We start from the raw sequence: 23,969 nt of genomic DNA on the forward strand, positions 1-23,969 counted from the left end.
GCGAATCCATGAACGAACCATCCTTGCCGCTGGTGGCATCTCCCGTCCAGCACACGCCGCTGCGCTGGCGCACGACCAGCCTCGTGGGCCGCATCCTGCTGCAACGCGGCCTGCAGGCGCTGGTCGTGGCGGCGCTGGTTGGCACGCTGAGCTTCCTGATGATGCGGATGCTGCCCGGCGATACCGCGTTTCGCGTGGCCGCCGCGCGCTATGGCTTCGACATGGTCAGCGCCGCTGCCGCGGAAGCCGTTCGCGCCGAACTCGGCCTTGCCCTGCCGTGGACCGATGCATTGCTACGTTGGTGGCACCACCTGCTGCAGTTCGACCTCGGCCTGTCGTCCGTCACGGGTGCGCCCGTCATCGACGAGATCGTCCATCAACTCGGCCACACGCTGCGGCTCGCCGTGGCGGCGCTTGCCGTGTCATGCGCGATTGCCGTGCCGCTGGGTTTCGCCGCAGGGCTGCGGGCCGGCGGTGCACTCGATCGCGGCACGCTGGTGGCGTCGGTCCTGCTACGCGCCATGCCGCCGTTCGTGCTCGGCATCGTGCTGGTGACGGTGCTCGCCATCGAATGGAACCTGATGCCGGCCGGGGGGCACCATGTACACGGCGCGCTGCTGATGCCAGCGCTGACGCTGGGCCTTGGGTTGGCCGCCACGTCAATGCGCGTGGCACGCAACGCCATGGCGTCGGTGGCGGAAGCGCCCTACTTTGCGTTTGCGCGGGTCAAGGGTCTGACAGATGGACAAGCGCTGCTGCGGCACGGCGTGCGCAACGCGGCCATTCCGCTGGTGGCGTATCTCGGCGTCCAGCTCGTCTATCTCGTCGAAGGTGTAGTCGTGATTGAAACGCTATTCGCGTGGCCCGGCATCGGCCACGCACTGGTACACGCGATCTTCGGACGCGACGTACCGATGATCCAGGGCACCGCACTGGTCATGGGATTGATGTTCGTGGCACTGAACACGCTGGTGGACCTCGCCTGCGCGTGGATCGATCCGCGCGTGCGGCTGGCAAGGGGACGTCGATGAATCGTCGATTTTTTCAGTTCGATCGCCAGGGTCTGGGACTCGCGCTGCTCCTGCTGATCGCGCTGTTTGCACTCGCGGGCCCGTGGATGGCCGGGCGCGCCCCGTTCGAACAGGATCTGTACGGCGTGCTGCAGGCGCCGGGGCTGCACGAACCCCTCGGCACCGATCACCTGGGCCGCAGCATGCTGGCACGGCTGGCCGATGCCACGCGGTTGTCGCTCGGCCTTGCCTTGATCAGCGTACTGACCGCCGCGATTCCGGGCACGCTGCTCGGCCTGCTCGCCGCATGGCGCGGCGGCTGGACCGCACGGCTGATCGGCACGGTGGCCGATTCGGTGCTCGCGCTGCCCGGCCTGCTGCTGGTGCTGTTGCTCAGCGCCTTTGCGCCCGGCGCATTCTGGCCGCTCTATGTTGGCCTGTCGCTGGTGCTGTGGGTCGAGTATTTCCGCGTCACGCAGGCCACGGCCAGCGTCGTGTTCGCGAGCGGTCATGTGGAGGCGGCGCGATTGCTTGGCTTCGGCCCCGGCTATGTGCTCTGGCGCCACGTATTGCCCGAATTGCTTCCGCTGCTGGCCACGCTGATGAGCTTCGGCGCCAGCGCGGCAGTGCTCGCCCTGGCGGCGATGGGTTTCGTTGGGCTAGGCGCACAGCCGCCCGCGGCCGAACTGGGATTGATGATGACCGAACTGCTGCCCTATGCCGCCGAAGCCCCGTGGATCATCGCCAGCCCGATCGTCGTCCTGACCCTCGCGACGCTGGCACTGGTGCTATTGAGCGATGCCATGCAAAGGCGCCACGCATGATGCCCGACACCCTGCCCCTTCTCCGTGTCGACCAGCTCGACATCTCCAGCGTCGACGGTCGCCTGGTCGGCCCCGTCTCGTTTTCGCTGTTGCCCGGCCGCGCACTGACCCTGCTCGGCGAGAGCGGCGCGGGAAAGAGCCTGCTTGCACAAGCCATCCTCGGCACGCTGCCACGCGGACTGCGTGCCGCCGGACGCATCGTGGTGGGGCGCGAATCCTCCGATGCTGGCGATGTCCGCGCGCGCCGGCAACACTGGGGCCGCGCGCTGGCCCTGCTGCCGCAGGAGCCCTCGCTGGCGCTCGATCCCACGATGCGTGTCGGCCATCAACTGTCCGAGACGCATGCGCTCGTCGGCGGCAAGCCACGCACCGAGGCTTGGCAATACACCCTGAAGGATCTTGGCGCGCTGGGCCTCTCCCACGCCGCCAACGCGTGGCCATCGACGCTCTCTGGCGGCATGGCGCAGCGCGTGGCACTGGCCATCACGCGCGCAGGCAGCGCGCCGGTGCTGATCGTGGATGAACCGACCAAGGGACTCGATCCCCACTGGCGCGACGCCATCGTCACCCAGTTGCAGGACGCCATGCGCCAGGGCTGCGCCGTGCTCACCATCACGCACGATATCGCCGTGGCTCGCGCGCTGGGCGGCGAGGTGGCCGTCATGCGGGACGGCACCATCGTGGAGCAGGCCAGCGCCGATACATTGCTGGCGCAACCCCAGCACGACTACACGCGCACGCTGATCGCCGCAGATCCCCTGAACTGGCCGCGCAAGCCTGCGGCAGCCACTGGCGACGAGGTGATTCGCGCCACGGGGCTGGCCAAGCGGTTCGGCGCGCAGAACCTGTTTCGCCAGTTGGATCTCTCGCTGCACGCTGGCGAGCGTGTGGCCGTGACCGGCCCAAGCGGCAGCGGCAAGTCCACGCTCGGGAACATCCTGCTGGGACTCATCCAGGCCGATGCGGGCCACGTGAACCAACCCGGGAACGTGGCGCGCGTGCGCTATCAGAAGCTGTACCAGGACCCCACCGCCGCCTTCGCCCCACGCCGCACACTGGGACACGCGCTCGACGACCTGTGCCGACGCCACCGCGTGGACCCGGCCCGCATCGCACCGCTGATGCAGCGCCTGCGGCTGCGGCCCGTCTTGCTGACGCGGCTGCCGGGCGCGGTGTCGGGTGGAGAATTGCAGCGCTTCGCACTGCTACGCGCCCTGCTGCTCGACCCCGTCTTCCTGTTCGCGGACGAACCCACCTCGCGCCTCGATCCGGTCACGCAGAAAGAGGTCATCGACCTGATTGTGGATGTCACCACCGAGCGCGGCTGCGCGTTGATGCTGGTGACGCATGATCGTGCCTTGGGCAATGCCGTGGCGGAGCGCCAGCTCGTGTTTGGATTGGGGTAATCAAGGAACCGGTGGCCCGCCTAAGTGGCCACCGGCTCAGACTTCGACGTAAGCGTCGAACTGCGAGGCCACCAGAAGCGGGGTCCGTTCGCAGCCGCAAACGCACCAGTCCTCACTCAGCGCCGCTTCCCGGCCATCGGGTCCTTTCGCCGGAATGCGTGGTCCGGTGCAGACGATTCGTCCCATCGACTTGCAACGAGGACACCAGACCGGATCGTGCTCGAATGCCTGCAACCTGCCACCGAGCTCTGCGCCAGCGGTGCCCCCTTCGACCACGCCACCCGCAGTGGTACGGTCGCCTCTTCGAATTCCATAACGCCTGACAATCTGCTTCCCTCCGTTCTTGCTTGCAACCATCTCCGGCTCCCATGCATCACGTGGCTAACAGCGCGGCCACGCCCATTGCGTGGCGGCGAACTCTCATTGCGCGTGGCACGGTACTACCTTTGTCGCAGGTTTCAAATACGTCACGCCACATTTAAAAGAACGGCTATTTCCACCCCCTGCGCGGCATGAAATTGCGCGCGCATGACCCCCTCTCCCAACAGGGACATTGCGTTTTGTAGCGATCGATCTATAATTCCGCCCATGGTTTCATACCGATCGATACAAAACGAGGATCGTCATGGCTCGCCCCCGGCAGTTTGATGCCCACACCGCTTTGGCCGCGGCCCAGGAGACGTTCTGGGCCAAGGGTTATCAGGCCACGTCCACGCGCGAGTTGACGCAGGCCATGGGCCTGACGCAGCCAAGCCTCTACAACGCGTTTGGCGACAAGCGCCAGTTGTTCATGCAGGCGCTGGACGATTACCTGAACCGTTCCCTGCGCGAGCGCATTGCGCGGATCGAATCCGGCTATGCCCCGGCGCAGGCGCTGGAGCAGTTCTTTGCGGAAAGCATCGAGCGTGGTGCGAACGAGTTGCCGCATCGGGGCTGCATGCTGATCAATACGGCGCTGGAAGCTTCGCCTGAAGACCCCGAGATGCAAGCCGCCGTGACGCTGGAGCTGACGTTGCTGCGTGACTTCTTCAGCCGGCTGGTGCGGGCGGCGCAAGCGAACGGCAGCATTGCTGCGCACCATGATGCGGATGACATCGCCGCGATGCTGTTATCGATTCAGGTGGGCATGCGCGTGCTGGCGCGTGTGATGCCCGAGCGCGCATTGTTCGAAGCCTCGGTGCGACCGGCGCTGGGCCTGCTCGGTTTGCGCGCCACACTGCACGGGCCACACTGACCGATAGCGGCCACGCCGCCGTCGATACCCCCGAATTCCCGATATCCGACACGCGCCACTCGCAGCGCGGCGGTATCGCTCGTCCTGCCAAAGCAGGACATCGACAACAAGGAACGCCCCCATGTCACAAGATGCCGCTGCCGCGCCACCCAGCGTACGGAAGGTTGCCGCTGACGATGCCCTCGACCGCAGTGCGCTGCATGCCGCGCTGGCCGGTCTCTGCGCCAGTCTGGTTGCCATTGGCCTGGCCCGCTTTGCGTACACGCCGCTGATTCCGGCGCTGATCCAGGCGCATTGGTTCAGCGCCTCCGATGCAGTCACGCTCGGCGCGGCCAACTTTGCGGGATACCTGGCCGGCGCCCTGCTGGGTCGGCCGCTGGCTGCGCGAATGTCGAACCGGCACGCGTTGCGCTGGCTCATGGTGGCTGCCACGGCTGCCTTCTTTGCCTGCGCCATGCCGCTCTCGGTAAGCTGGTTCTTCTTCTGGCGCTTCCTGTCCGGACTGGCGGGTGGCGCGATCATGGTGCTGGTGGCCACGGCGATCCTGCCGCATATCGCGCCGCCACGCCGCGCCTTTGTGAGCGGCCTGATCTTCCTTGGTCTGGGACTCGGCATCGCCGCGTCGGGCACGCTGGTGCCGGAGTTGCTCAGGCTCGGACTGCGCGCGACGTGGATCGGCCTCGGTGCCGTGTCGCTGGTGCTCACCGCCATCAGCTGGCTCGGCTGGCCCGCCAGCGACACGCCTCCAGGCATGCCGGCGGCAACGGCCGCAGGGCATCACGCCGCCGATCAGGCGCTGGCGTCGCACAAGCAGGCGCTGCGTGTGATCTACGTCCAGTACGCCGCCAATGCGCTCGGACTGGTGCCCGCGATGGTGCTGCTGGTGGACTACGTGGCGCGTGGCCTCGGGCAAGGTGCTTCCGTGGGATCGGGCTATTGGGTGCTGTATGGCGTGGCCGCCATCGCCGGGCCGCTGGTCAGCAGTTGGCTGGGGGGCCGGGTGGGTTACCGCAATGGCTATCGCATCGCCATGGTGCTGCAGGGTTTTGCCGTGGGGCTGCTGGCGGTGTCACATCACACCGTAGCGCTGTGGATCGCAACGATCCTGCTCGGCGCGTTCACACCGGGCATCGTGCCGATGGTGTTGGGAAAGCTGCAGGACATGATGCCGCACGATCCCGTCGCGCAGCGTGCCGCATGGAGCCGGGCCACGGCATCGTTCGCGCTCTTTCAGGCCATCGGCGGTTACGGATATGCGTATCTGTTTTCGCATACCCACGAAAACTACGCGTTGATCTTTACCTGTGGGGCAGTGGCGATGGCGGTGGCGTTTGCGGCGGACTTCGTGGCGCGCAAACCAGTCAGCCAGCCGCGCCGTCCGTAAACTTCTGAAGCAGCCGCAGGAATTCGCGGAACTCCTCGGGCGAGAAATGCCGCAGGCGGTGATTCAGCACCTGCGGCGCGATCTCGGGAATGGTGCCCGCAACGGACCGGCCCTTGTCGGTCAGCAGCAGATGCACCACGCGCCGGTCTTCTTCGCTGCGCTGACGCTGCAGCAGGCCCTTGTTCTCCAGCTTGTCGAGCATTCGCGTCATCAGGCCGGTGTCGATGCCCAGTGCGCGGCTGATCTCCAGTGGCGTACTGGCGGCGCCACGCATCAGCGCCAGCAGGATGCCCATCTGTTGCCCGGTGATGTCCAGCGGACGCAGCGCCGCATCCATTTCCATCAACAGGGTGTTACGGGCCCGGTTCAGATGGAACCCCACACTGTGCGTCGGTTGGAAGTTTTCGCGTGTGTAGTGTTTCACGGCATTTCCAGCAGATCGGAAGATCGGATCGCGTCAATGTATCTGATCCATCCGAAACTGCATAGGCCATGGACCCCGCCACAGTGCGTCGCGCTTAGCTGCGGGCGCTGACGGCGCCCTGGCCGTCGATCACAGCCATGACCTGCCTGGCCACGGCGTCGCCGACACGGCGGGCTTCGCCGCCGACGCTGTCGCGGCTGCCGGTTGCGCCATGCACGCCGACATCCGCGCCTGCGGAGATAGCAGCGTGACCGGCCAGAGCGCCCACGCCAGCCGTTTCCGCCATGCCGGGCATATGGCCGCTATCGGCATGGGTTTCGAACAGGGCGAGCGGCACTGGCTGGCCGTGGGCGGGTTGATACGACACTTGCACCGATGCGGTCACGTCGCTCTTGCCGGCACCCAGGCCGATCAGCAGGCGGCGGCGCTGCGTGCCTTCGTCGATCTTCTCGAAGCGGCCTTCCACCACGAGCGCATTGGCGTCCGTCGGCACCGGGCCGTCGATGCGCACCGCGTGCAGGCCCTTGGCCTGCAACTGCTTCACGATTTCGTCAGCCGTGGCGTTGCGGGCTGCAGTGGTGTCCTTGTCTTCGCTATTGACCGCGCTGCTGCCTTCGGCCATGGCGGTGATGCGCTTGACCACACCGGTGGTGTCCGTCTTCACGTTGGCAGCGGTGGTGTCGAAGTTGCGCACATAGACGATGTCGGGGTGGATGGCGCTGGCCGAGACCGGTGCGAGCGGCTCGGAAATCATCGTCGTGGCAGAGGCGCAGCCGCTCATCATCATCGACGACGCAGCGAGTGCGGCGATGACGGTCAGCTTGGTTTGGCGGGCAATGGTCTTGAGGGTGGCTTGCATGATGGGTCCTTGGTGAGTTTCGTTGGCACCGGACATCGGTGCCGGGCAGGACCCAGTATTGGATACGGGCGTGCAACACGCCAGGCATCAACTATGTCGGGAAATGTCACGGCCCTTCACGTGCTTGTTTCACGCGCTCATGCAGGCAGCGAGACCACGACTTCGAGGCCACCGCCCTCCCTGGCGCGGAACGTGAGCTGCCCGCCGTGCAGCCTTGCAATGCGCTCGACGATGGCGAGACCCAACCCTGTGCCGCTCGATCCACGCGTGTTGCTGCCCCGGCTGAACGGCGCGCGCAGTTGCTCCAGTTCGGCCAGGCTGATGCCGCTGCCACGGTCGCAGATCGCCACGTGCGCGTTGGCCGCATCCTGCCACGTGCGCACCAGCAGTCCCGTCTTGCCGTAGTGGATGGCGTTCTGCATCAGGTTCATCAACATGCGCAACATGCTGGTCGGGCGATACGGCACGGGCCGCAGCGGCTGCAGGTCAAGTTCGAAGCCATGGCCAAGCCCCGCGAAATCCGCCGCCAGTTGTTCGACCAACGCGTTGAGGTCTCCCGGCTCCGGCGTCTCCCGCTCGCCACTGCCCGCGTAGTCCATGAACTGCTGGAGGATGGTGTCGATGTGATCGAGATAGCCTTCGACGGACGCCACGAACGCGTCGTCCGCGCCACGCGGCAAGGCCATCGCCATCGCGAGCCGCAACTTGGTGAGCGGCGTGCGGATGTCGTGCGAGACGCCCGCGAGCATCAGCGCGCGTGTTTTCTCGGCCTGCTGGAGTGCTTCGGTCATCTCGTTGAACGCCACGCTGACCGCTGCGATTTCGGTGGGCCCATCCACGGGCAATGGCTCCGGGATATCGCCGGCGTGGATGTCACGCGTGGCGCGCTCCAGTTCGCGCAAGGGGCGATTGATGTGGCGCTGCAGCAGGTAACCCGCCAGCGCGGCAAGCAAACCCAGTCCCGCCGATAACGCGATGGCGGCTGTCACCCCGCTGGCCTGCGAGTCCGCAGTCATCGGCAAGGCAATCCATGCCGGCGCACCGGCTACGTGTATGCCGATCCAGAGCTTTTCCTGATCGGCACTGCCCTGCCATCGCACATCGGTATCGCGCGAGAGGTCGCGCCGCAGCGCCTGCATGAAGGTATCGCGTTGCCAGGTGCGGAACGGATGCGCCACATCGGCACCTGTCGGTTCGTCAGGCGGTGGCGTGAATTGTCCGCCGATGCGGGCCAATGCAGCGCGCCCCTCTTCCGGTGGCAGCCCGGTCAATGCGCTATCCATCAACGTGACGTAATGCGAGAACACGCTAGCTGCCCGTTCCACGCGCGGACGCTGCACGAAATGCAGCAGCACGAACAGCGAGCACGCCTGCGTGACGAACACGAGGATCACGAGCAGCGCGATATTGCGCGCCAGCAGCGAGCGCGGCAGCAAGGTGCGACTCATCCCTCCACACCCGCCACGAGCATGTAGCCCACGCCCCACACGGTCTTGATGAAGCGTGGCTTCGACGGGTCTTCCTCGACGATCTGGCGCAAGCGCAGGATCTGCACGTCGATGCTGCGGTCGAGCGCATCGTGATCACGGCCCCGTGCGCGTGCCAGCAGGTTCTCGCGGCTCACCGCGCGGTTCGGCGACGATCCCAGCGCATGGAGCAGCAGCATCTGGGCGGAGTGCACCTCGATGGTCTCGCCATCGCGCGTGAGCGTCTGTTTGCCCACATCGAAGCGGAATGCCCCGAAACTCAGGGTCTGCGAGGAAACGGTGGGATCGCCTGCGGCGATTTTCTGGCGCCGCAGCAAGGCGCGGATGCGTGCCACGAGCTCATCGGGCAGGAAGGGCTTGGCCAGGTAGTCATCGGCCCCGGTATCGAGGCCGACCACGCGATCGGCTGGATCGCCCTTGGCGGTCAGCATCAGGATGGGGATGGTCTGGCCTTCTGCGCGCAGCTTTCGGCAAATGGTCAGGCCATCCTCGGGTTCCATCATCAGATCCAGCACGAGCAGGTCATACGGCTCGCGCTGCATGTAGCGGGATAGCTGCTTGCCGTCGGCCACGGCGCGTACCTGGAAGCCATGGCCGGTCAGGAAGCGCTGCAGCATGTTGCGCAGTTCCGCTTCGTCGTCGAGCACGATAATCCGGTTCGCCTGCTCCATCCGTTCCTCCACGGTTGCGGGCTTGACGCATCAACGCTGCTTCATGTGCTGGGCCATGAAGACTTCGATCTGCGGCAGCGTGATGTAGCCAACGCGTTGTGCATCGATCTCGTCGAAATGACGCGCCACCATCGGCATGCCGGCCTGTGCCTGCGCCCGGGTCAGCTTGCCATCGCGCGTGGTGTTGGCGGCGGCAAAGCGTTCCTGCAATTGCGTCAGCACCTGCTCGGCGCGCACCGACTTGTCGCCCCCGCCTGCCATCGGCATCCCCTGGGCGCTGGCGCCTGCAGAAACAATACACAAGATAAGTACAGCCATCATCTTCTTCATGATGAAACTCCGTGGGTTGGCCGACGTTGGGCCGGCCGGTTGATAAAAAGGAAAAAAGGGAAACAGGAAAGGATCGGTCAGGCGTAGTGCGTCGGCACCCAGACGCGGCCCACCCAGTGGCCGGGGACTACGTAGGCGGGACGCGGTGCGACATACACCGGGCGCGGCGCGGTGACCACCACCATCGGCAGCGGGGCCACGCGTACGGGCGGCGGCGGTGCGATCACCACGGGGGCCACCGGCACCGGCGCGGGCACAACCACAACCGGCGGCGGGGGCGGCGGCATGACGGCAGGCACCGGGGCTACCACGGCAATCGGAGCGGGCGGCGGAACATAGACCGGCGGCACGCCCACCACGACAGTCGAGCCGGTGCTCACCGTCGCGCCATGCACGACCGTTGTACCGCCACCGGTGGTCACCACACCGCTCGACACACGGGTAGCACTGCCCGAATGCGTGACGGTGCCGCCATAGCTGCCGTTGACGGTGCCGGAGCGATCACAAGTGCCCCAGGCACAGGACGTGGATGCCGAGTGGTTGTAGCTGTTGCCGTTGCCCGCCGTCACGGTGCCCGACGAGCTGTACTGCCCGGCGCCGTTACGGGTGACACTGCCATCGGTCGTGGCCGAGTGGCCATTCGATCCGGTCATGTCGCCAGTGTGGTTGCAAGTGCCGCCTGCGCAGCTGGTGCTGCCATCGTGCTGCACCGAGCGGCCGTTCGGGCCGACCGCGGTGCCGCTATTCGAAAACTGTCCCGGCGCATTGCGGGTGACGGTGCCGGTGTTGGTCGCCAGTCCACCGTAGGGGCCGACCACGCCGCCGGCATGGCCGCAGCTTCCGCCGCCGCACGACATGGCGTGGCCGCCACTGTAGGTGCCTCGCGGGGTATAGGCATTGAAGTGGCCACCGCTCCAGGCAAACGCGGAAGCGTTGACCAGCAGGAGCAGGGAGCCGGCGGCGGCGATCAGGATTCGGTTTGCCATGATGATGTCCTTCGAGTTCGGTTTGCTTCGGGACGCTGCGTATCGCGTCGACGGGCTGAACTCTAGGACGTGGATCGGCGGCTGTCGCCCCGCAAATCATGTCGGGATATGTCACGAAAAATCGGTGACATGGAACGACATAATTGATGACTGGATGCCCGACGGTCGCCCCACTACATTTGCCTCACCGACGCAGCAACACCGCGTCACCCCAGACAGAAGCAGACACACCGTGAGGAAAATCATGTTGACTAGCGGAACCATCGCCACCGCCGTGACAGCGTTCATCGTCACCGTATCGCTCGTCGAAGCCGCCATCCTCTGGCGCCGCCGCCAGGGCACCGACAACCCGTACTCGTGGAAGGAAGTCTGGCTGTCGCTGGCCGACCTCGCAGGCCGCAAGCTCTCCGTGCTGCTGCCGCTGTCGCTGGCCACGCCGGTCTTTCATCTGGCCTGGGAACACCGCCTGTTCACCGTGACGCTGAACAGCGCGCTGATGGTGTTCCTGCTCTTCATCGGACAAGAGTTCTGCTACTACTGGTATCACCGCGCCTCGCACCGCATCCGTTTCTTCTGGGCCACGCATGCCGTGCACCACTCGCCGAACCAGATGAGCCTGGCCTCTGCCTATCGTCTGGGCTGGACCGGCAAGATCACCGGCAGCGCCGTCTTCTTTGCACCGCTGGTACTGCTGGGTGTGCGTCCCGAAGTTGTGCTGGCTACGCTGTCCGCCAACCTGCTCTATCAGTTCTGGCTCCATAACGACTGGATTCCGAAGCTTGGCTGGTTCGAATACGTGTTCAACACCCCGTCGGCCCACCGCGTGCACCATGCCTCGAACCTGGATTACCTCGACGCCAACTACGGCGGTGTGCTGATCATCTTCGACCGCCTGTTCGGCACCTATGTGGAAGAACGCGCTGAAGAGCCGGTGCGCTACGGCCTGGTTCACCCGACCACTACCGCCAACCCGATCGTCAACCAGTTCGAACATTGGGTCAGCCTGTTCCGCGACATGGCCAACTCCCGCAAGCCGTGGCACGCACTGGGCTACCTGACGATGCCTCCGGGCTGGGCACCGGACGGCCAGGGCACAACGACCGAGGCACTGCGCCTCGCCGCAAAGCAGCAACGCAGCACAGCTGTGGAGGAGACGAAGGGAGCGACCGAAGACACGATGCAAGGAGACCTGCAGCAGGCATGAAGACGATGAGGCCAGCCCCCTCGCTATGACATGACAGGCCACGGTGTGCGATCATCGTGGCCTGTTCGCATTTCCGCCTTCCCCAAGGCGCCCCCCATGCCCGAACGCATCAGCGAAGACATCACCTTCCGCAAGCTGGAGGCACTGCTCGCCTTCATGGAAACCGGCAACCTGGCCAAGGCCGCCGAGGCGCTCGAGGTCAGCACGGTCAGCATCCACCGGGCCCTGCATTCGCTGGAGGAAGGATTGCGCTGCACGCTGTTCCGCCACGAGGGACGCAACCTGCTGCCCACCGAAGCGGCCCATGTGCTGGCCGATGTGGCGCGCGACGTGCTCAAGACCATGGCCGACGGCGTGCGCATCACGCGCGAGGCCGCCGGCTACTCGGCAGACCAGCTCAAGATCGGATCGCTCTATTCATTGACGGTACGCACCGTGCCGCAGGTGGTGATCGGCATCAAGATGCGCCGGCCCGAACTGCAGACGGAACTGGTGCTCGGCTCCAACGCGGACCTGCTCGACAAGCTGCGTCAGGGCACCATCGACGCCACGCTGATGGGCATGCCCGATCCAAGCCCGGAGATCGAATCGATCCCGATGTTCGAGGACGACATCTTCTTTGCCGCCCCCGCCAATTCGGATTACGCGCGCATGGATGCCGTGGATCTGCGCCAGTGCCGTGACGAGCCGTTTGTGTCGCTGGGGGATGGATTCGTGACGTCGAGCGGATTTGCCGAGGCGTTCCGCATTGCCGACTTCACACCGAACGTGGTGATGAAGGTGGGCGACATCTTCTCGTTGATGAACCTCGTGGGCGGCGGCATCGGCTACACGCTGTTGCCGGGCCGCGTGCGCGACGTGGTGGCCCGCAACGTGGCCTTTGTGCCGCTGACCGCCGACTACGGCATGAAGCAGACCATCGGCCTGAGCTTCCTGCGCCGCCGCGAGCGCGACCCCAACCTGCTGGCCCTGGCGGCGGTCTGCCGTATGATGACGCGCGAGCCGCGCTAGATTCAGTCCGCCGCTGCCGGCGCCGGCACGGCACTGCCCCGCAGCGTGGTTTCGCGCAGGCGTGCCACGAAGAACGGCGCGATCAGCGAGACCCCCGCACTCATCAGGAACAGCAGGCGAAACGCGCGCTCCGCCGCCATGCGCACCGCTGCCGCATCCGCCTGGTCGCCTCCGCCCATCACGCGGCGGAACATGCTCATCAGTACATCCTCGCCGCCCTTCAGGTCGGACACCGCCACGCCGCTATGGCGCAGCAGCGCGATCAGCACCGTGGTCAGCACAGCCACGCCCACCGCGCCGCCCAGCAGACGGGCGAAGGCCGTGAGTGCCGTGGCGATCCCCATCTGGTGATGCGGAACCGAGTTCTGCGTGGCCACCAGGCCCGCAGGAAGTTGCAGCCCGATCGACAACCCAAGCACGATCATCACGAGGGCGGCCAGCAGCACCGCATCGGGCGGCGTGAAGGCCAATGCCACGATGGCCACGGGCGCCACCAGCGAACCAGTCATCTGCATGGGCTTGTAGCGCCCGCTCCACGTCATGAGCCGGCCGGAGATATACGCGCCGAACGGAATGGCCAGCGTCAGCGGCACGAGTCGCAGCGCCGCAGTATCGGCATGGGCGCCGCCCACCACCTGAAAGCGCAGCGGCAGCAGCACCGACATCGCAATCAACTGGAAGAAACAGAGGAACAGCGTCAGGCAGCAGATGGCCACCGTGGGCACGGCCAGCAGGTTCAGCGGAATCACGGGGTCCACCGCGCGGCGCTCCTGCCAGACGAACAGCGCCATGCCGACGAGCCCCGCCGCCAGCAGGCCGATGGTCTGCGGCTCCAGCGGCGCATGGCCCTGCCCCAGCCGCGTCAGGAACACCAGCACGCCCGACAGCCCGCCACCGAACAGCAACGCGCCGAGATAGTCGATCCGGTGCTTGCGCCCGCTCACCGGCAGATGGCGCAGTGCGCGGCGCACCACCACCAGCGCCAGCAGCGCCAACGGAATGTTGATCCAGAAGATCCAGCGCCACGACAGGAAGTGCGCCAGATAGCCACCCAGCACGGGGCCGGCCATGCTGGCCACGGCCCACACGCCACTGACGTAGCCTTGGTAGCGTCCGCGCTCGCGCAGCGGCACCACGTCGCCAATCGTCGCCTGCGAAACCGAAATCAGCCCGCCGCCGCCCAGCCCCTGCAGGATGCGCGCGGCAATCAGCATCGGCATGGTCGTGGCCATGGCACAGGCCACCGACGCCAGCAAAAACAACACGATGGCGAACGTCAGCACCGCGCGGCGGCCCAGCACGTCGGAGAGCTTGCCGTAGATCGGCGTCACCACGGTGGACGCCACCAGGTAGGCGGAGATCACCCAGGCCATGTCCTCGAACCCGTTCAGTTGCAGCGCGATATCGGGCAGCACCACCGCCACGATCGACTGCTCCAGCGCGCCGAGAAGAATGGCGAGCATCAGGCCGAAGATGACCTGCATGACGGGGACGTTGGCCGGCGCATGGTTCGACGACGGGTCGGGGGCGAGCTTGGATGCAGCGGACATGGATTGGCCTGACAGGCAGATGACCCCACGGCGCGGGATCGCTGCTCTTGTGTCGGATGGAGAGAGCCGACATTTTATGCGACCGCTGAAAACCGCGCCTGACTGTTTGCTTTCAGTGGGGGGCAACCCCCAAAAATAACAGCGCAGGATTTGCCTGCGCCGCTTTTTGGCTACCCGCCCGCGAGTCGGTCAGAAGATCAGAACGTTTCCCAGTCACCCGCATCGGCCATGGCCGGCTTGGGCGCTGCGGCCGGACGGCGCGCGGTGGCCAGGATCGGTTCCTTGCGTTGATGCACGACCGGCGCGCGGGACGCAGCGGGCTTGGCGGGCTGGCGGGCCAGCACCGGCGCGGCGTCGGCCTTGCGCTGGACCGGCGGGCGGACCGCAGCCGGCACGGCCGCCGCGCGTTGAGGTGCGGCAGGCTTCTGGGCCGGACGCAGTTTCGTTGCCGCGGGCGCAGCCGGTGCGGTCCGTGCGACGGGGGCCGGTTTTGCTACCGTTTTGCGCGGGGCGGGCAGCGCTCGTGCGGTCTTGGCCGGCGGCAGCGATTTCACCGGTGCGACATATTGCTCTACGTGGTGTGCGGCATGACGCGCGCCCTGCCCCGGCTGGCCCAGTTCGAAGCGCGCGGCTTCGCTGACCAGACCACCCGCCTGCTGCAGCAGGCTTTCGGCGGCGGCGCTGGCTTCCTCCACCAGCGCGGCGTTCTGCTGCGTCACGCTTTCCATCTGCGTGATAGCCAAACTGACCTGTTCGATGCCGGCGGTCTGCTCTTCGCTGGCCGCCGAGATTTCGCCCATGATGTCCGTCACGCGACGCACCGCGCCCACGATGTCGTCCATCGTCTTGCCCGCCACTTCCACCTGCTTCGCGCCGTCCTGCACCTGACGCACGGAACCGTTGATCAGTTCGCCGATTTCCTTGGCTGCCGACGACGAGCGCTGCGCCAGGCTGCGCACTTCGGCTGCCACCACGCTGAACCCCCGGCCCTGCTCACCGGCGCGGGCAGCTTCCACCGCCGCGTTCAGCGCCAGGATGTTGGTCTGGAAGGCGATGCCTTCGATCACGCCGATGATTTCCGCCACGCGCGCTGACGACTTCGAGATGCCTTCCATCGTATCCACCACGCCGCGCACCACGCGGCCGCCTTCCGTGGCCACGTCCGACGCGTTGACCGCCAGCTGGTTGGCCTGCCGTGCGTTCTCGGCGTTCTGGCGCACCGTCGAGGTCAGTTGCTCCATCGAGGCGGCGGTCTGTTCGAGCGATGCGGCCTGCTCTTCCGTGCGTTGCGACAGATCGGTGTTGCCGGTGGCAATCTCGCGCGCCGCCGTATCGATCGAGCCGGCGGCCTGCTGGATGCCGCGCACGAGCGCGCCCAATTGTCCGAAGGCGCGTTCCAGGGCGCCCAGCATGCGGCCCATCTCGTCGTGAGTGCGGATTTCGATGATGTGGCCGAGCTGGCCTTGCTCCAGTGCTTCGGCAGCGTCCAGCGCCTGTGCGGCGGGGCGCGTTACCGAGCGTGCCAGCGCCACGCCGAGCAGCGTAGCGATGATGGCCGCAGCCACGGACAGGCCGACCAGCAGGTTGCGCGTGAATTCGTACTGGTTCGTGGCGTCCTCCACGGCGTCAGCCGCCAGCTTGCGGCCCAGGTCGGCGAAGGCGTCGAGTTTTTCGAAATAGGCGCCTTGGGCCAGGGGCAGCGTCAACACCAGCGCCGTACGCGCAGCCGGGAAATCGCCCGCGCGCAGTTGGGCCAGCAATTGGTCGAGCTGTTCGTTATAGGCGCCGCGCGCCTGCGTCAAGGCATCGAATGCAGCGGTCGATTGCGCGCTACCGGAGGCGCGCATGGCTTTGCCCAGGCTATCGAGCGTGGCGCCGATCTGCTCGCGCAGCTTGACGATCTTCTCGGCATTCTGCGCAGCCATGGCGCTGTCTTCGGTCAGCGATGCGTCACGCAGCATCACGCCGATCATCAGCGCGCGCTCCTTGGCCAGCTTCAGATCCAGCACGCGCACCAGACGCTGCTCCACAGCGGTGTGCAGCACGTCGTTCATGGCGCCGAGCGACCTGACACCTACCGCAGCCACGGCGGCCAGCAGCAGCACAACCACGCAGAACGCCAGCGACATCCGCGCGCCAATCCCCATTTTTCGCAAGCCCATCACTTCGTACCCTTTGTCCGGTTTTTTGTTCGGTCGAGCGGTATCCACCCGTGTCCGGGTGTCGCACAGCCGGGTATCGGCGGGCGTTTTGACGGTCTTGAGCGAAAAAACGAATTGAGGGGAAAAGTCGCTGCTCTTCCCCTGATTGGGGACGCAGCCGGTGGCGTCTAATCTGTCCCGTGCATCCCGATCCGCCGAAACCGGCGGGCGCCGGCAGGAATCGCGGCCAAGGACGCGGGCTCAAAAAAAAGAAGCCCACGCGCGGGGTGCTCGTAGGCTTTCAGGACTGCTTTGCAAAAAGGAGCCGGCTGTACCCGGCCCGAACCCGGAATATAAACCCGCTTACATGAGGTGTAAATCCTGTTTCTATCAGGGTTTACCCCTGTGGCGGGTGTAACGAGCGATGCAAATCTTTGCCAAAAGTGACGGCGAAGGTTACTTTTGGCCTTGTCGGCAGATAACGGACGATTGCCGGAAACCTTTAGCTGGCGCGGGTTTCACGGACTGCGCATGGTGTGCCTAGCCCATGACAAACAAAAGTGCTACATCAACCACAAATCGTTGGCAACGCTTAAAGTAGAACTATTCCTCTATGCGGGCTGCCATCATCGATTCGTCAATGGTTGTAAAACTTTGTTACTCTCCGGCCTGAAGTATTCCCCTTCTCTCCTGGCAGCGGCGGCATGGCACGCGGGCTGGGCAGCGTTCTCCACTATCCTGAAGAGACTGTCCTCCCCGCCGATGCGGATCCGCCTCCGCCCCGGTTCCGAGAGCGAATGTTTCAATTCTCGCCGCGATCGGGCTGTCATATCCGTCACTTTTAGTGCGACATCCACCAGAACAACCGATCACCGGACCGTTGTCAGCCGACAGATCCCTCGCGGGCTCTTCCGGAGAAGTTGTGAAGAAGGAAATCAAGGCTCCCCGTCCCAGCCGCAAGTTGCAGCAACTGCAGTTTGCCGCGCACAGTGCCAGCCGCCTCGCAGTCATCGTCCACCTGTCGAATGGCACGCGGCTGAATGGCGTCGTGCTGGCCTCGGACAACTACATGATCCTGCTGGGACGCGACGAGCGCGATGCCTCGCCCACGCTCATCTACAAGCGCGCCATCACGGTGGTCACGCCGTCGCACGCGCCCGAACTGGCCACGGACGTGCTGGATGCCGAAGCCTCGCCGGATTTCGTGCGCCTGTACATCCCACGCACCCGCAAGCGCCGCTGATCCGGCCAACCCCGCTGACGCAGCAGGGTGCGGGCCAGGCGCCCGCCGCTGCACCTATATATATAGGCACGCCGTCCGCACGGACGCGCCTCCACAAGACGCCAGCCATAGCACAACCGGCTGCGCCCGCAACTCCCTCACAAGTCACTCTAAAGTCTTCCCCCCCTCGGTCGATAACCTTTGCAACGGAGGCACTCTACGCCCTGCAACGCAGGCAGCCAACGTTACGGCAACTGCCGGAATGCCTACAACATTGCAAATAGGAGTCGTACCATGGCGCAAGTCATCAATACCAACATTCTGTCGCTGCAAACGCAGAGCAACCTGAACACGTCGCAATCGTCGCTGAACAGCGCGATTCAACGCCTGTCGTCGGGTCTGCGCATCAACAGCGCCAAGGACGATGCAGCTGGCCAAGCCATTGCCAACCGTTTCACGGCAAACATCAAGGGCCTGACGCAAGCATCGCGTAACGCCAACGACGGCATCTCGATCGCTCAAACGACCGAAGGCGCGCTGAGCGAAGTCAACAACAACCTGCAACGTATCCGTGAACTGGGCGTGCAAGCTGCCACGGGCACGAACTCGGGTTCGGACCTGAAGTCGATCCAGGACGAAATCAAGCAACGTCTGTCGGAAATCGACCGCGTGTCGGCACAAACCCAGTTCAACGGCGTGAAGGTCCTGGCCAAGGACCAAAACATGTCGATCCAGGTTGGCGCCAACGACAGCGAAACCATCAGCATCGCGCTGAAGGAAATCACCTCGAAGACCCTGGGCGTTGCTGGCTTCAGCGTTGCCGGCCCGCAAGGCGCAACGGCTTCGATCGGTTCGGCAGCTGCTCAAACGGCTCTGGGTTCCTCCACCCCGGTGACGGCTGCTTCGGCAACCGGCGTGGTCGCCGCTGACATCCAGCGCGCTCTGGGCCTGAACACTTCGGCAGCCATCAACTCGCAAAGCGTTGTTGCTGATTCGAAGGGCAACTGGTTCGTGCAAGTGTCGATGACCGGCCTGACCGCCGCCGACAACGACGCCCTGGCTTCGAAGGGTTTCGCCGGCAACGGTACCGCCACGTCCACGACGATGTTCATCGCCGTCAAGCCGACCGACGGTTCGGTGTCGGGTTCGACGGTTGGCTTCACGCTGAAGGGTTCTACGCTGCAAGCTTCGGACTTCCAGCAAGCTGCTACGACCGACCCGCTGAAGACGCTGGACACGGCCCTGGCATCGGTTGACAACCTGCGTTCGAGCCTCGGTGCTGTGCAAAACCGCTTCGAGTCGACGATCAACAACCTGAGCACGACGATCAACAACCTGTCGGCTTCGCGTTCGCGCATCGAAGACGCTGACTACGCAACGGAAGTGTCGAACATGACCCGCGCGCAGATCCTGCAACAAGCTGGTACCTCGGTGCTGGCCCAGGCAAACTCGACCACGCAAAACGTGATGTCGCTGCTGCGTTAATCGTAGCGCCGCAAGAAGGCCGGGCCGCAAGGCCCGGCTTTTTTGCTGGAGTGTTTCGCAGGCGGACCGCCGCCTGCAAAGCATTTCAACCGCATCACTGATCCTGCATCACCGCACGGAGCTGAACATGGCGTACTCCTCAACCGTTTCCCTGACGGCGGCACGCGTCACCGCCGACCTCGCGCTCCCCGGCGCCGCCCAGGCCATGCCTGCCGCGGCGTCTTCGGTCGTCCCCGCGCCCTATGCGGCTGCGGCCTCCGTGGACACGGGTGTGGAATTGCCCGCCGGCACGTCCCCTGACATGGCGGCGGCGGTAGGCGAGTTGATGGACGTGCTCAAGACCACGTCGATCGGCGTGCGGTTCGAGATCGACCAGGACACCAACCGCGTGATCACCAAGGTGGTGGACAAGGAAACCGGCGAGCTGATCCGCCAGTTGCCGAGCGAGGAGGTGCTGCGCTTCGCGCATGTCATCGACAAGCTCCAGGGGCTGTTCGTCAGCCAGAAAGCCTGACGAACCCCGCTTGCAAGTCTCAAGCCCAAATCAGTTGAAGTCATAACAACAGGTAAAAGAACATGGCAATCTCCTCCATCGGCGTCGGCTCCAACCTCGAACTTGGCGATCTGCTCGACAAGATCGAGGCCAACGAAAAAACCCAGCTCACCGCCATCGACAACCAGGCCAAGAGCTTCCAGGCCAAGCTGTCGGGTTACGGCACGATCAAGAGCGTGCTCGATGCGTACTCGGCCGCTGCCAAGACGCTGGCCACCGCTTCCACCTTTGCTGCGGTCAAGCCCTATGTGACCAGCGAAAGCGTGCTGACCGCCGCCGCCAACTCCACCGCCGTGGCCGGCACCTACACCGTCAACGTCACCTCGGTGGCTGCCTCGCAGAGCCTGGTGTCGAAGGGTGTTGCGGACCAGAAGGCCGCCATCGGCGGCGGCACCATCACGATCGATCTTGGTGCCGACATGGCCACGGGCGGCGCAGCGTCGTCCACCAAGACCGTGACGCTGGGTTCGGACACGTCGCTGGAAGGCATCCGCGACGCGATCAACAAAGCCGATGCGGGCGTCACCGCCAGCATCGTCAACGATGGCAGCGGCACGCCTTACCACATCGTGCTGACGTCCGAGAAGACCGGTACGAAGTCGCAGATGAGGATCACCGCGAGCGATGCCGCCGTGGGCGACATCGTCAACTTCGATCCGACGCAGGCCACGCAGCCCAACGGCGTGAAGGAAGCGGTCAAGGCCGCCGACGCCAAGCTGAACCTCAACGGCCTGGACATCGTCAGCCAGAGCAACACCGTGGAGGAAGCCGCACAGGGCCTGACGCTGACCATCAAGTCCACGGGCACCACGAACATGTCCGTGACCCGCGACGACACCGCGATCACCGCCGCCGTGAACGGCTTCGTCACCGCCTACAACAACGTGCTGTCGGCCGCCAAGACGCTGACCGCCTTCGACACCGAAGCGGGCACCAAGGCGGCGCTGAACGGCGACAACACGCTGCGCAACATCCTGGCCAGCATGCGTTCGATGCTGAACACGTCGGTCCCGAACGGCGCCGGCGGCTCCAACACGCTGTCGGACCTCGGCATCGAGTTCAATGTCGGCACCGACAACGCCGGCAAGCTGGAAGTCGACGATGACAAGCTGAAGAAGGTCCTGGCCAACAACTTCAAGGACCTGACCTCGTTCTTCACGGGCAGCGAAGGCGTCACCGGCATGGGCAAGACCATCACCAACTACGTGGACGGCCTGAACGCCACGGGCGGTGCGCTGGATGCAGTCACCACCGGTCTCACGGACACCCTGAAGGGCCTGGAAGACAAGTACACCGACACCTCGGACCGCATCGACGTGGTGATGGAGCGCTACCGCAAGCAGTTCACGGCGCTGGACGTGCTGGTGTCGCAGATGAACCAGACCAAGACGTACCTGACGCAGCAGTTCGCGGCAATGAACAACACCAGCAACAAGTAAAACGCAGTACGTCACGGAGAAGTTGCCATGTTCGCGCGCCAAGGAATCAACGCCTATGCCCAGGTCGGCGTACAGACCGGGGTCATGAGTGCCAGCCCGCACAAGTTGATCGTCATGCTGTACGACGGCGCGCGCTCGGCGATTGCCAAGGCCAAGTTCCATCTGGAGAACAACGAGCTGGAAGCGCGTGGCAACGCCATCTCGAAGGCCATCAACATCATCGACAACGGGCTGCGTGCGGTGCTGGACCACGAGGCGGGCGGAGAAATTTCCGCCAACCTCGACTCGCTTTATGACTACATGACGCGTCGCCTGATGCTGGCCAACCTGCACAGCGACGTGGAAAAGCTGAACGAAGTGGACACGCTGCTGGAGAACCTCTCCACGGCGTGGGCCGCGATCGATCCGGCTGCTCCCGCCGACGCCGAGCAGGCGTCGCCGGCGGGGGACGCACAACCCGCCCTGCAGGACTCATGATGATGTTTTCCATGTCCCCCATCGTCAGAAGCTACGAAGAGCTTCTGGTGCTGTCCGAGCAGATGTTCGAGGCAGCCCGCGCATCGAACTGGGATGCACTGACCGATCTGCAGGCCGTCTATATGGCCGAGGTGGAACGCCTTCGCCAGCTGGACCACAATGCACCGTTCACGGACGCAGAGCGCCTGCGCCGCTTCCAGTTGCTGGAACGCATCCTGGCGTACGATGCCCGCATCCGCGACCTGACCCACCCGCGCCTGGCCGAACTGGGCGCGCTGATGAGCAACTCGCGCCGCAAGCTCGAACTGTCCGCAGCGTACGGCGCCTGAGCATCAAGCTGCCGCACCCCCTGCCCTCCTGCCTCGTGCGGGAGGGATCATCGGAACGGCTAGCCCCGCAGCGGATCGCCTCGTAACATCACGCGCCCGCCGACCATCGCCGCCCTCGCCACCCCGCGCCCATGACCGGCATCCAGATCCCAACCTCGCTGATCCCGCATTCGTCTCCGGACCCGCAACTGTCCAGGCCCGCACTGGCCGTGGACAAGCTCGCCGCGCTGATGCCGGTACAGGACGTGTCGCAGGGCGACGTGCAGTCGTCCACCGGCGAGACCGTCCAGGCTCGCCAGCCCGGCACGCTGCTGGCGGGCATGGTCGATCCGCGCCTGCAGGGACGCAACCTTTCCACGCGGGAGACGCTGAGCTTTGCCGCCCGTGCCATCTTGGAGCTGTTCGACGATGCCGAGCCGCAGCCGCTGCGCGCCGGTGCGCCGCTGATGGCCGGGCCGCCCGCGGACGCCGAAGGCACGGCCACGCTCTCGACCGCGCTCGCAAAGCTGGTGGACCAGAGCGGGATGTTCTACGAATCGCACCTCGCGCAGTGGGTGGGCGGCCAACGTCCGCTTTCCTCGCTGCTGCAGGAACCACAGGCCGCGCTGCGCAATCCGGCGCAGCCGTCCGCCCAGCCGCAGGGCCAACCAGTGCCGCAGCAAGGTTCGACGGCAGGTGCGCCGGCTGCGCTGCTGCCCTATGCCGGCCCGGCTGCACCGCCCACGACGGCCCCGCCCAGCGCCACGTTGCTGGCAGAACTGACGCGGCCGGCCATCTATCCGCTGTCCACGGGCGTTCCCGCTGACGTGGCCGCGAAGACGGCCGCCCAGCCGCAGCAACCGGGCAATGCCCAGCACCACGCCGCCAGCAATGCGGCAGCGCAACCGGGCGTGCCATTGACCCCGGCCGCCGAGCAGCGCCGTGCCCTGCACGCCAGCGCCGCCGCGCACGCCTACCAGGTCACGGCCGAAGTGTCGCATGAAGGCCACCACATGGCGCAGGCCCAGCGCGCGGCGATCATCGCCACCTGGAACGCGCCTGAAAACGTATTGCCCCAGCCGGCGCAGGACACCGGCCCGGCTATCCATCCGTCGAGCGAAACCGCCGTGCGCCAGCAGCTGGAACTGCTGGCCACGCAGCAGTTCCGTGCCACGGTCGATGCCTGGCCCGGCATGCCGATGGACTGGGAGATCACCCGCGAGCAGCCGCGCGAGCAAGCCGGTGGCGACGCCGAAGCGATGAGCTGGAGCACACGCCTGCGCCTGAACCTGCCGCAACTGGGCAGTGTCGATGCCGTGCTGACGCTCGGCGCGCACGGCATCGAAGCCCGCCTCGTGGCCGCCAGCAGCCACACCGCTGCAAAGCTGAACGCAGGTCGCGGGGATTTCCGCAGCCAGCTCGAAGCCCGGGGCATTTCGCTGCTGAACATGAACGTATCGATCGAGGATGCGCCGGCGCCCGACGCCAACCCCGCCATCCCCCTGCCAGCATGAACCAGCCCGATCGCGGCGCGGCCGTCGCGCTCTCCTATCAGTCCGACGACAAGGCCCCCCGCGTGGTGGCCAAGGGCTACGGCATGTCTGCCGAGGCCATCATCGCGCGGGCCCGCGAAGCCGGGGTCTATGTTCACGGCTCGCCCGCGCTGGTGAACCTGCTGATGCAGGTGAACCTGGACAGCCAGATCCCGCCCCAGCTTTACGTGGCCGTGGCCGAACTGCTGGCCTGGCTCCACCAGATGGAAGCACCCGCTGACGCAACCCCCGGCGTCCCCGCACGGGTCTGATCCGGGCGCCGCAGGCATCACCTGCGGCCCGCCTCGCCTGAATTAGCGCCAATTTCGGCTTGTGTTCGGGCCGCTGGCCTGGAATGTCTCTTGTTACTGTGCAAGGCATCGATCCGCCCGTCCGCGCCGGGCGGACAGACATCGCGCCTTTGCAAAGCAC

At 65.5% G+C, this 23,969-nt stretch carries 24 protein-coding genes; 15 read left to right on the forward strand and 9 right to left on the reverse strand.

Annotated elements, in window-relative coordinates:
* Window positions 1–8 precede the first annotated feature (8 nt).
* From ABDB81_RS21995 to ABDB81_RS22005, 3 genes are read left to right on the forward strand one after another with little or no spacing between them, the layout of a single operon-like run.
* Window positions 9–1,031: an ABC transporter permease gene (locus ABDB81_RS21995; protein WP_346813583.1), complete on the forward strand. Its 1,023-nt coding sequence runs from the start codon at window positions 9–11 to the stop codon at window positions 1,029–1,031.
* Window positions 1,028–1,834 (forward strand): ABC transporter permease, encoded by an 807-nt coding sequence (locus ABDB81_RS22000; protein ID WP_137926320.1) that lies wholly within the window; start codon window positions 1,028–1,030, stop codon window positions 1,832–1,834. Before ABDB81_RS21995 ends, ABDB81_RS22000 begins: the two co-directional genes overlap by 4 nt.
* Window positions 1,831–3,240, forward strand: a complete 1,410-nt coding sequence (locus ABDB81_RS22005; protein WP_346813584.1) for an ATP-binding cassette domain-containing protein — start codon at window positions 1,831–1,833, stop codon at window positions 3,238–3,240. Before ABDB81_RS22000 ends, ABDB81_RS22005 begins: the two co-directional genes overlap by 4 nt.
* Window positions 3,241–3,276: 36 nt before the next feature.
* On the opposite strand, the gene ABDB81_RS22010 is transcribed toward ABDB81_RS22005, so the two are convergent.
* The gene (locus ABDB81_RS22010; RefSeq protein WP_137926319.1) at window positions 3,277–3,597 is read right to left on the reverse strand and encodes a PAAR domain-containing protein; all 321 of its coding nucleotides are present in this window, start codon (window positions 3,595–3,597) and stop codon (window positions 3,277–3,279) included.
* Window positions 3,598–3,865: 268 nt separating this feature from the next.
* On the opposite strand from ABDB81_RS22010, the gene ABDB81_RS22015 reads away from it, so the two are divergent.
* A complete protein-coding gene (locus ABDB81_RS22015) occupies window positions 3,866–4,474 on the forward strand; it encodes a TetR/AcrR family transcriptional regulator (RefSeq protein ID WP_346813585.1) in 609 nt (202 codons plus the stop codon).
* A 121-nt stretch (window positions 4,475–4,595) separates the two neighbouring features.
* Window positions 4,596–5,858 carry a YbfB/YjiJ family MFS transporter gene (locus ABDB81_RS22020; RefSeq protein ID WP_137926317.1) on the forward strand — a complete coding sequence of 421 codons (1,263 nt, stop codon included), beginning with the start codon at window positions 4,596–4,598 and terminating at the stop codon, window positions 5,856–5,858.
* Here the strand turns inward: ABDB81_RS22020 and ABDB81_RS22025 are convergent.
* The 6 genes from ABDB81_RS22025 to ABDB81_RS22050 form a co-directional block, all read right to left on the reverse strand.
* A complete protein-coding gene (locus ABDB81_RS22025) occupies window positions 5,836–6,282 on the reverse strand; it encodes a MarR family winged helix-turn-helix transcriptional regulator (RefSeq protein WP_137926316.1) in 447 nt (148 codons plus the stop codon). The two genes, ABDB81_RS22020 and ABDB81_RS22025, sit on opposite strands and share 23 nt — an antisense overlap.
* A gap of 94 nt (window positions 6,283–6,376) precedes the next feature.
* Window positions 6,377–7,141 carry a DUF4410 domain-containing protein gene (locus ABDB81_RS22030; protein WP_346813586.1) on the reverse strand — a complete coding sequence of 255 codons (765 nt, stop codon included), beginning with the start codon at window positions 7,139–7,141 and terminating at the stop codon, window positions 6,377–6,379.
* Window positions 7,142–7,278: 137 nt separating this feature from the next.
* Window positions 7,279–8,589, reverse strand: coding sequence for an ATP-binding protein (locus tag ABDB81_RS22035; RefSeq protein ID WP_160474142.1), 1,311 nt, complete (start codon window positions 8,587–8,589; stop codon window positions 7,279–7,281).
* On the reverse strand, window positions 8,586–9,299 hold the full coding sequence (locus ABDB81_RS22040) for a response regulator (protein ID WP_346813587.1): 714 nt from the start codon (window positions 9,297–9,299) through the stop codon (window positions 8,586–8,588). Before ABDB81_RS22040 ends, ABDB81_RS22035 begins: the two co-directional genes overlap by 4 nt.
* Before the next feature lie 30 nt (window positions 9,300–9,329).
* Window positions 9,330–9,629 (reverse strand): EF-hand domain-containing protein, encoded by a 300-nt coding sequence (locus ABDB81_RS22045; protein WP_346813588.1) that lies wholly within the window; start codon window positions 9,627–9,629, stop codon window positions 9,330–9,332.
* 77 nt (window positions 9,630–9,706) lie between these two features.
* The gene (locus ABDB81_RS22050) at window positions 9,707–10,615 is read right to left on the reverse strand and encodes a hypothetical protein (RefSeq protein WP_160474145.1); all 909 of its coding nucleotides are present in this window, start codon (window positions 10,613–10,615) and stop codon (window positions 9,707–9,709) included.
* A 244-nt stretch (window positions 10,616–10,859) separates the two neighbouring features.
* Here ABDB81_RS22050 and ABDB81_RS22055 point away from each other — a divergent pair, with 244 nt between their 5' ends.
* Both ABDB81_RS22055 and ABDB81_RS22060 read left to right on the forward strand, forming a co-directional pair.
* On the forward strand, window positions 10,860–11,819 hold the full coding sequence (locus tag ABDB81_RS22055) for a sterol desaturase family protein (protein WP_346813589.1): 960 nt from the start codon (window positions 10,860–10,862) through the stop codon (window positions 11,817–11,819).
* A 96-nt stretch (window positions 11,820–11,915) separates the two neighbouring features.
* Window positions 11,916–12,830 (forward strand): LysR family transcriptional regulator, encoded by a 915-nt coding sequence (locus tag ABDB81_RS22060; protein ID WP_137926310.1) that lies wholly within the window; start codon window positions 11,916–11,918, stop codon window positions 12,828–12,830.
* A gap of 2 nt (window positions 12,831–12,832) precedes the next feature.
* Here ABDB81_RS22060 and ABDB81_RS22065 read toward each other — a convergent pair whose 3' ends face one another.
* On the reverse strand, window positions 12,833–14,380 hold the full coding sequence (locus tag ABDB81_RS22065; protein WP_346813590.1) for an MDR family MFS transporter: 1,548 nt from the start codon (window positions 14,378–14,380) through the stop codon (window positions 12,833–12,835).
* Between the two features lie 197 nt (window positions 14,381–14,577).
* Window positions 14,578–16,542: a methyl-accepting chemotaxis protein gene (locus ABDB81_RS22070; RefSeq protein ID WP_137927655.1), complete on the reverse strand. Its 1,965-nt coding sequence runs from the start codon at window positions 16,540–16,542 to the stop codon at window positions 14,578–14,580.
* A gap of 901 nt (window positions 16,543–17,443) precedes the next feature.
* On the opposite strand from ABDB81_RS22070, the gene ABDB81_RS22075 reads away from it, so the two are divergent.
* The 8 genes from ABDB81_RS22075 (at window position 17,444) to ABDB81_RS22110 (ending at window position 23,809) form a co-directional block, all read left to right on the forward strand.
* Entirely contained in the window at window positions 17,444–17,764 is a 321-nt protein-coding gene (locus ABDB81_RS22075) for an RNA chaperone Hfq (protein WP_137927654.1), read from the forward strand.
* A gap of 273 nt (window positions 17,765–18,037) precedes the next feature.
* On the forward strand, window positions 18,038–19,228 hold the full coding sequence (locus tag ABDB81_RS22080) for a FliC/FljB family flagellin (protein ID WP_137927653.1): 1,191 nt from the start codon (window positions 18,038–18,040) through the stop codon (window positions 19,226–19,228).
* Between the two features lie 127 nt (window positions 19,229–19,355).
* Complete coding sequence (locus tag ABDB81_RS22085; RefSeq protein ID WP_346813591.1) at window positions 19,356–19,742, forward strand: flagellar protein FlaG; 387 nt, start codon at window positions 19,356–19,358, stop codon at window positions 19,740–19,742.
* Between the two features lie 62 nt (window positions 19,743–19,804).
* Window positions 19,805–21,220, forward strand: a complete 1,416-nt coding sequence (fliD, locus tag ABDB81_RS22090; protein ID WP_346813592.1) for a flagellar filament capping protein FliD — start codon at window positions 19,805–19,807, stop codon at window positions 21,218–21,220.
* A 27-nt stretch (window positions 21,221–21,247) separates the two neighbouring features.
* On the forward strand, window positions 21,248–21,697 hold the full coding sequence (gene fliS, locus ABDB81_RS22095; protein ID WP_137927650.1) for a flagellar export chaperone FliS: 450 nt from the start codon (window positions 21,248–21,250) through the stop codon (window positions 21,695–21,697).
* A gap of 2 nt (window positions 21,698–21,699) precedes the next feature.
* Window positions 21,700–22,026 (forward strand): flagellar protein FliT, encoded by a 327-nt coding sequence (locus tag ABDB81_RS22100; protein WP_346813607.1) that lies wholly within the window; start codon window positions 21,700–21,702, stop codon window positions 22,024–22,026.
* 131 nt (window positions 22,027–22,157) lie between these two features.
* Window positions 22,158–23,519, forward strand: coding sequence for a flagellar hook-length control protein FliK (locus ABDB81_RS22105; protein ID WP_346813593.1), 1,362 nt, complete (start codon window positions 22,158–22,160; stop codon window positions 23,517–23,519).
* The gene (locus ABDB81_RS22110) at window positions 23,516–23,809 is read left to right on the forward strand and encodes an EscU/YscU/HrcU family type III secretion system export apparatus switch protein (protein WP_346813594.1); all 294 of its coding nucleotides are present in this window, start codon (window positions 23,516–23,518) and stop codon (window positions 23,807–23,809) included. The genes ABDB81_RS22105 and ABDB81_RS22110 overlap by 4 nt, the downstream gene beginning before the upstream one ends.
* Window positions 23,810–23,969 lie beyond the last annotated feature (160 nt).

It is taken from the genome of Cupriavidus sp. DL-D2, from assembly GCF_039710735.1.
Taxonomy (GTDB): Bacteria; Pseudomonadota; Gammaproteobacteria; order Burkholderiales; family Burkholderiaceae; genus Cupriavidus.

What these genes read in the sequence shown, in the direction of transcription:
- ABDB81_RS21995 (WP_346813583.1), top strand. Translation starts at nt 9, where the DNA reads ATGAACGAACCATCCTTGCCGCTGGTGGCATCTCCCGTCCAGCACACG.
- ABDB81_RS22000 (WP_137926320.1), top strand. Translation starts at nt 1,028, where the DNA reads ATGAATCGTCGATTTTTTCAGTTCGATCGCCAGGGTCTGGGACTCGCG.
- ABDB81_RS22005 (WP_346813584.1), top strand. Translation starts at nt 1,831, where the DNA reads ATGATGCCCGACACCCTGCCCCTTCTCCGTGTCGACCAGCTCGACATC.
- ABDB81_RS22010 (WP_137926319.1), bottom strand. Translation starts at nt 3,597, where the DNA reads ATGGTTGCAAGCAAGAACGGAGGGAAGCAGATTGTCAGGCGTTATGGA.
- ABDB81_RS22015 (WP_346813585.1), top strand. Translation starts at nt 3,866, where the DNA reads ATGGCTCGCCCCCGGCAGTTTGATGCCCACACCGCTTTGGCCGCGGCC.
- ABDB81_RS22020 (WP_137926317.1), top strand. Translation starts at nt 4,596, where the DNA reads ATGTCACAAGATGCCGCTGCCGCGCCACCCAGCGTACGGAAGGTTGCC.
- ABDB81_RS22030 (WP_346813586.1), bottom strand. Translation starts at nt 7,141, where the DNA reads ATGCAAGCCACCCTCAAGACCATTGCCCGCCAAACCAAGCTGACCGTC.
- ABDB81_RS22035 (WP_160474142.1), bottom strand. Translation starts at nt 8,589, where the DNA reads ATGAGTCGCACCTTGCTGCCGCGCTCGCTGCTGGCGCGCAATATCGCG.
- ABDB81_RS22040 (WP_346813587.1), bottom strand. Translation starts at nt 9,299, where the DNA reads ATGGAGCAGGCGAACCGGATTATCGTGCTCGACGACGAAGCGGAACTG.
- ABDB81_RS22045 (WP_346813588.1), bottom strand. Translation starts at nt 9,629, where the DNA reads ATGAAGAAGATGATGGCTGTACTTATCTTGTGTATTGTTTCTGCAGGC.
- ABDB81_RS22050 (WP_160474145.1), bottom strand. Translation starts at nt 10,615, where the DNA reads ATGGCAAACCGAATCCTGATCGCCGCCGCCGGCTCCCTGCTCCTGCTG.
- ABDB81_RS22055 (WP_346813589.1), top strand. Translation starts at nt 10,860, where the DNA reads ATGTTGACTAGCGGAACCATCGCCACCGCCGTGACAGCGTTCATCGTC.
- ABDB81_RS22060 (WP_137926310.1), top strand. Translation starts at nt 11,916, where the DNA reads ATGCCCGAACGCATCAGCGAAGACATCACCTTCCGCAAGCTGGAGGCA.
- ABDB81_RS22065 (WP_346813590.1), bottom strand. Translation starts at nt 14,380, where the DNA reads ATGTCCGCTGCATCCAAGCTCGCCCCCGACCCGTCGTCGAACCATGCG.
- ABDB81_RS22070 (WP_137927655.1), bottom strand. Translation starts at nt 16,542, where the DNA reads ATGGGCTTGCGAAAAATGGGGATTGGCGCGCGGATGTCGCTGGCGTTC.
- ABDB81_RS22080 (WP_137927653.1), top strand. Translation starts at nt 18,038, where the DNA reads ATGGCGCAAGTCATCAATACCAACATTCTGTCGCTGCAAACGCAGAGC.
- ABDB81_RS22085 (WP_346813591.1), top strand. Translation starts at nt 19,356, where the DNA reads ATGGCGTACTCCTCAACCGTTTCCCTGACGGCGGCACGCGTCACCGCC.
- fliD (WP_346813592.1), top strand. Translation starts at nt 19,805, where the DNA reads ATGGCAATCTCCTCCATCGGCGTCGGCTCCAACCTCGAACTTGGCGAT.
- fliS (WP_137927650.1), top strand. Translation starts at nt 21,248, where the DNA reads ATGTTCGCGCGCCAAGGAATCAACGCCTATGCCCAGGTCGGCGTACAG.
- ABDB81_RS22100 (WP_346813607.1), top strand. Translation starts at nt 21,700, where the DNA reads ATGTTTTCCATGTCCCCCATCGTCAGAAGCTACGAAGAGCTTCTGGTG.
- ABDB81_RS22105 (WP_346813593.1), top strand. Translation starts at nt 22,158, where the DNA reads ATGACCGGCATCCAGATCCCAACCTCGCTGATCCCGCATTCGTCTCCG.
- ABDB81_RS22110 (WP_346813594.1), top strand. Translation starts at nt 23,516, where the DNA reads ATGAACCAGCCCGATCGCGGCGCGGCCGTCGCGCTCTCCTATCAGTCC.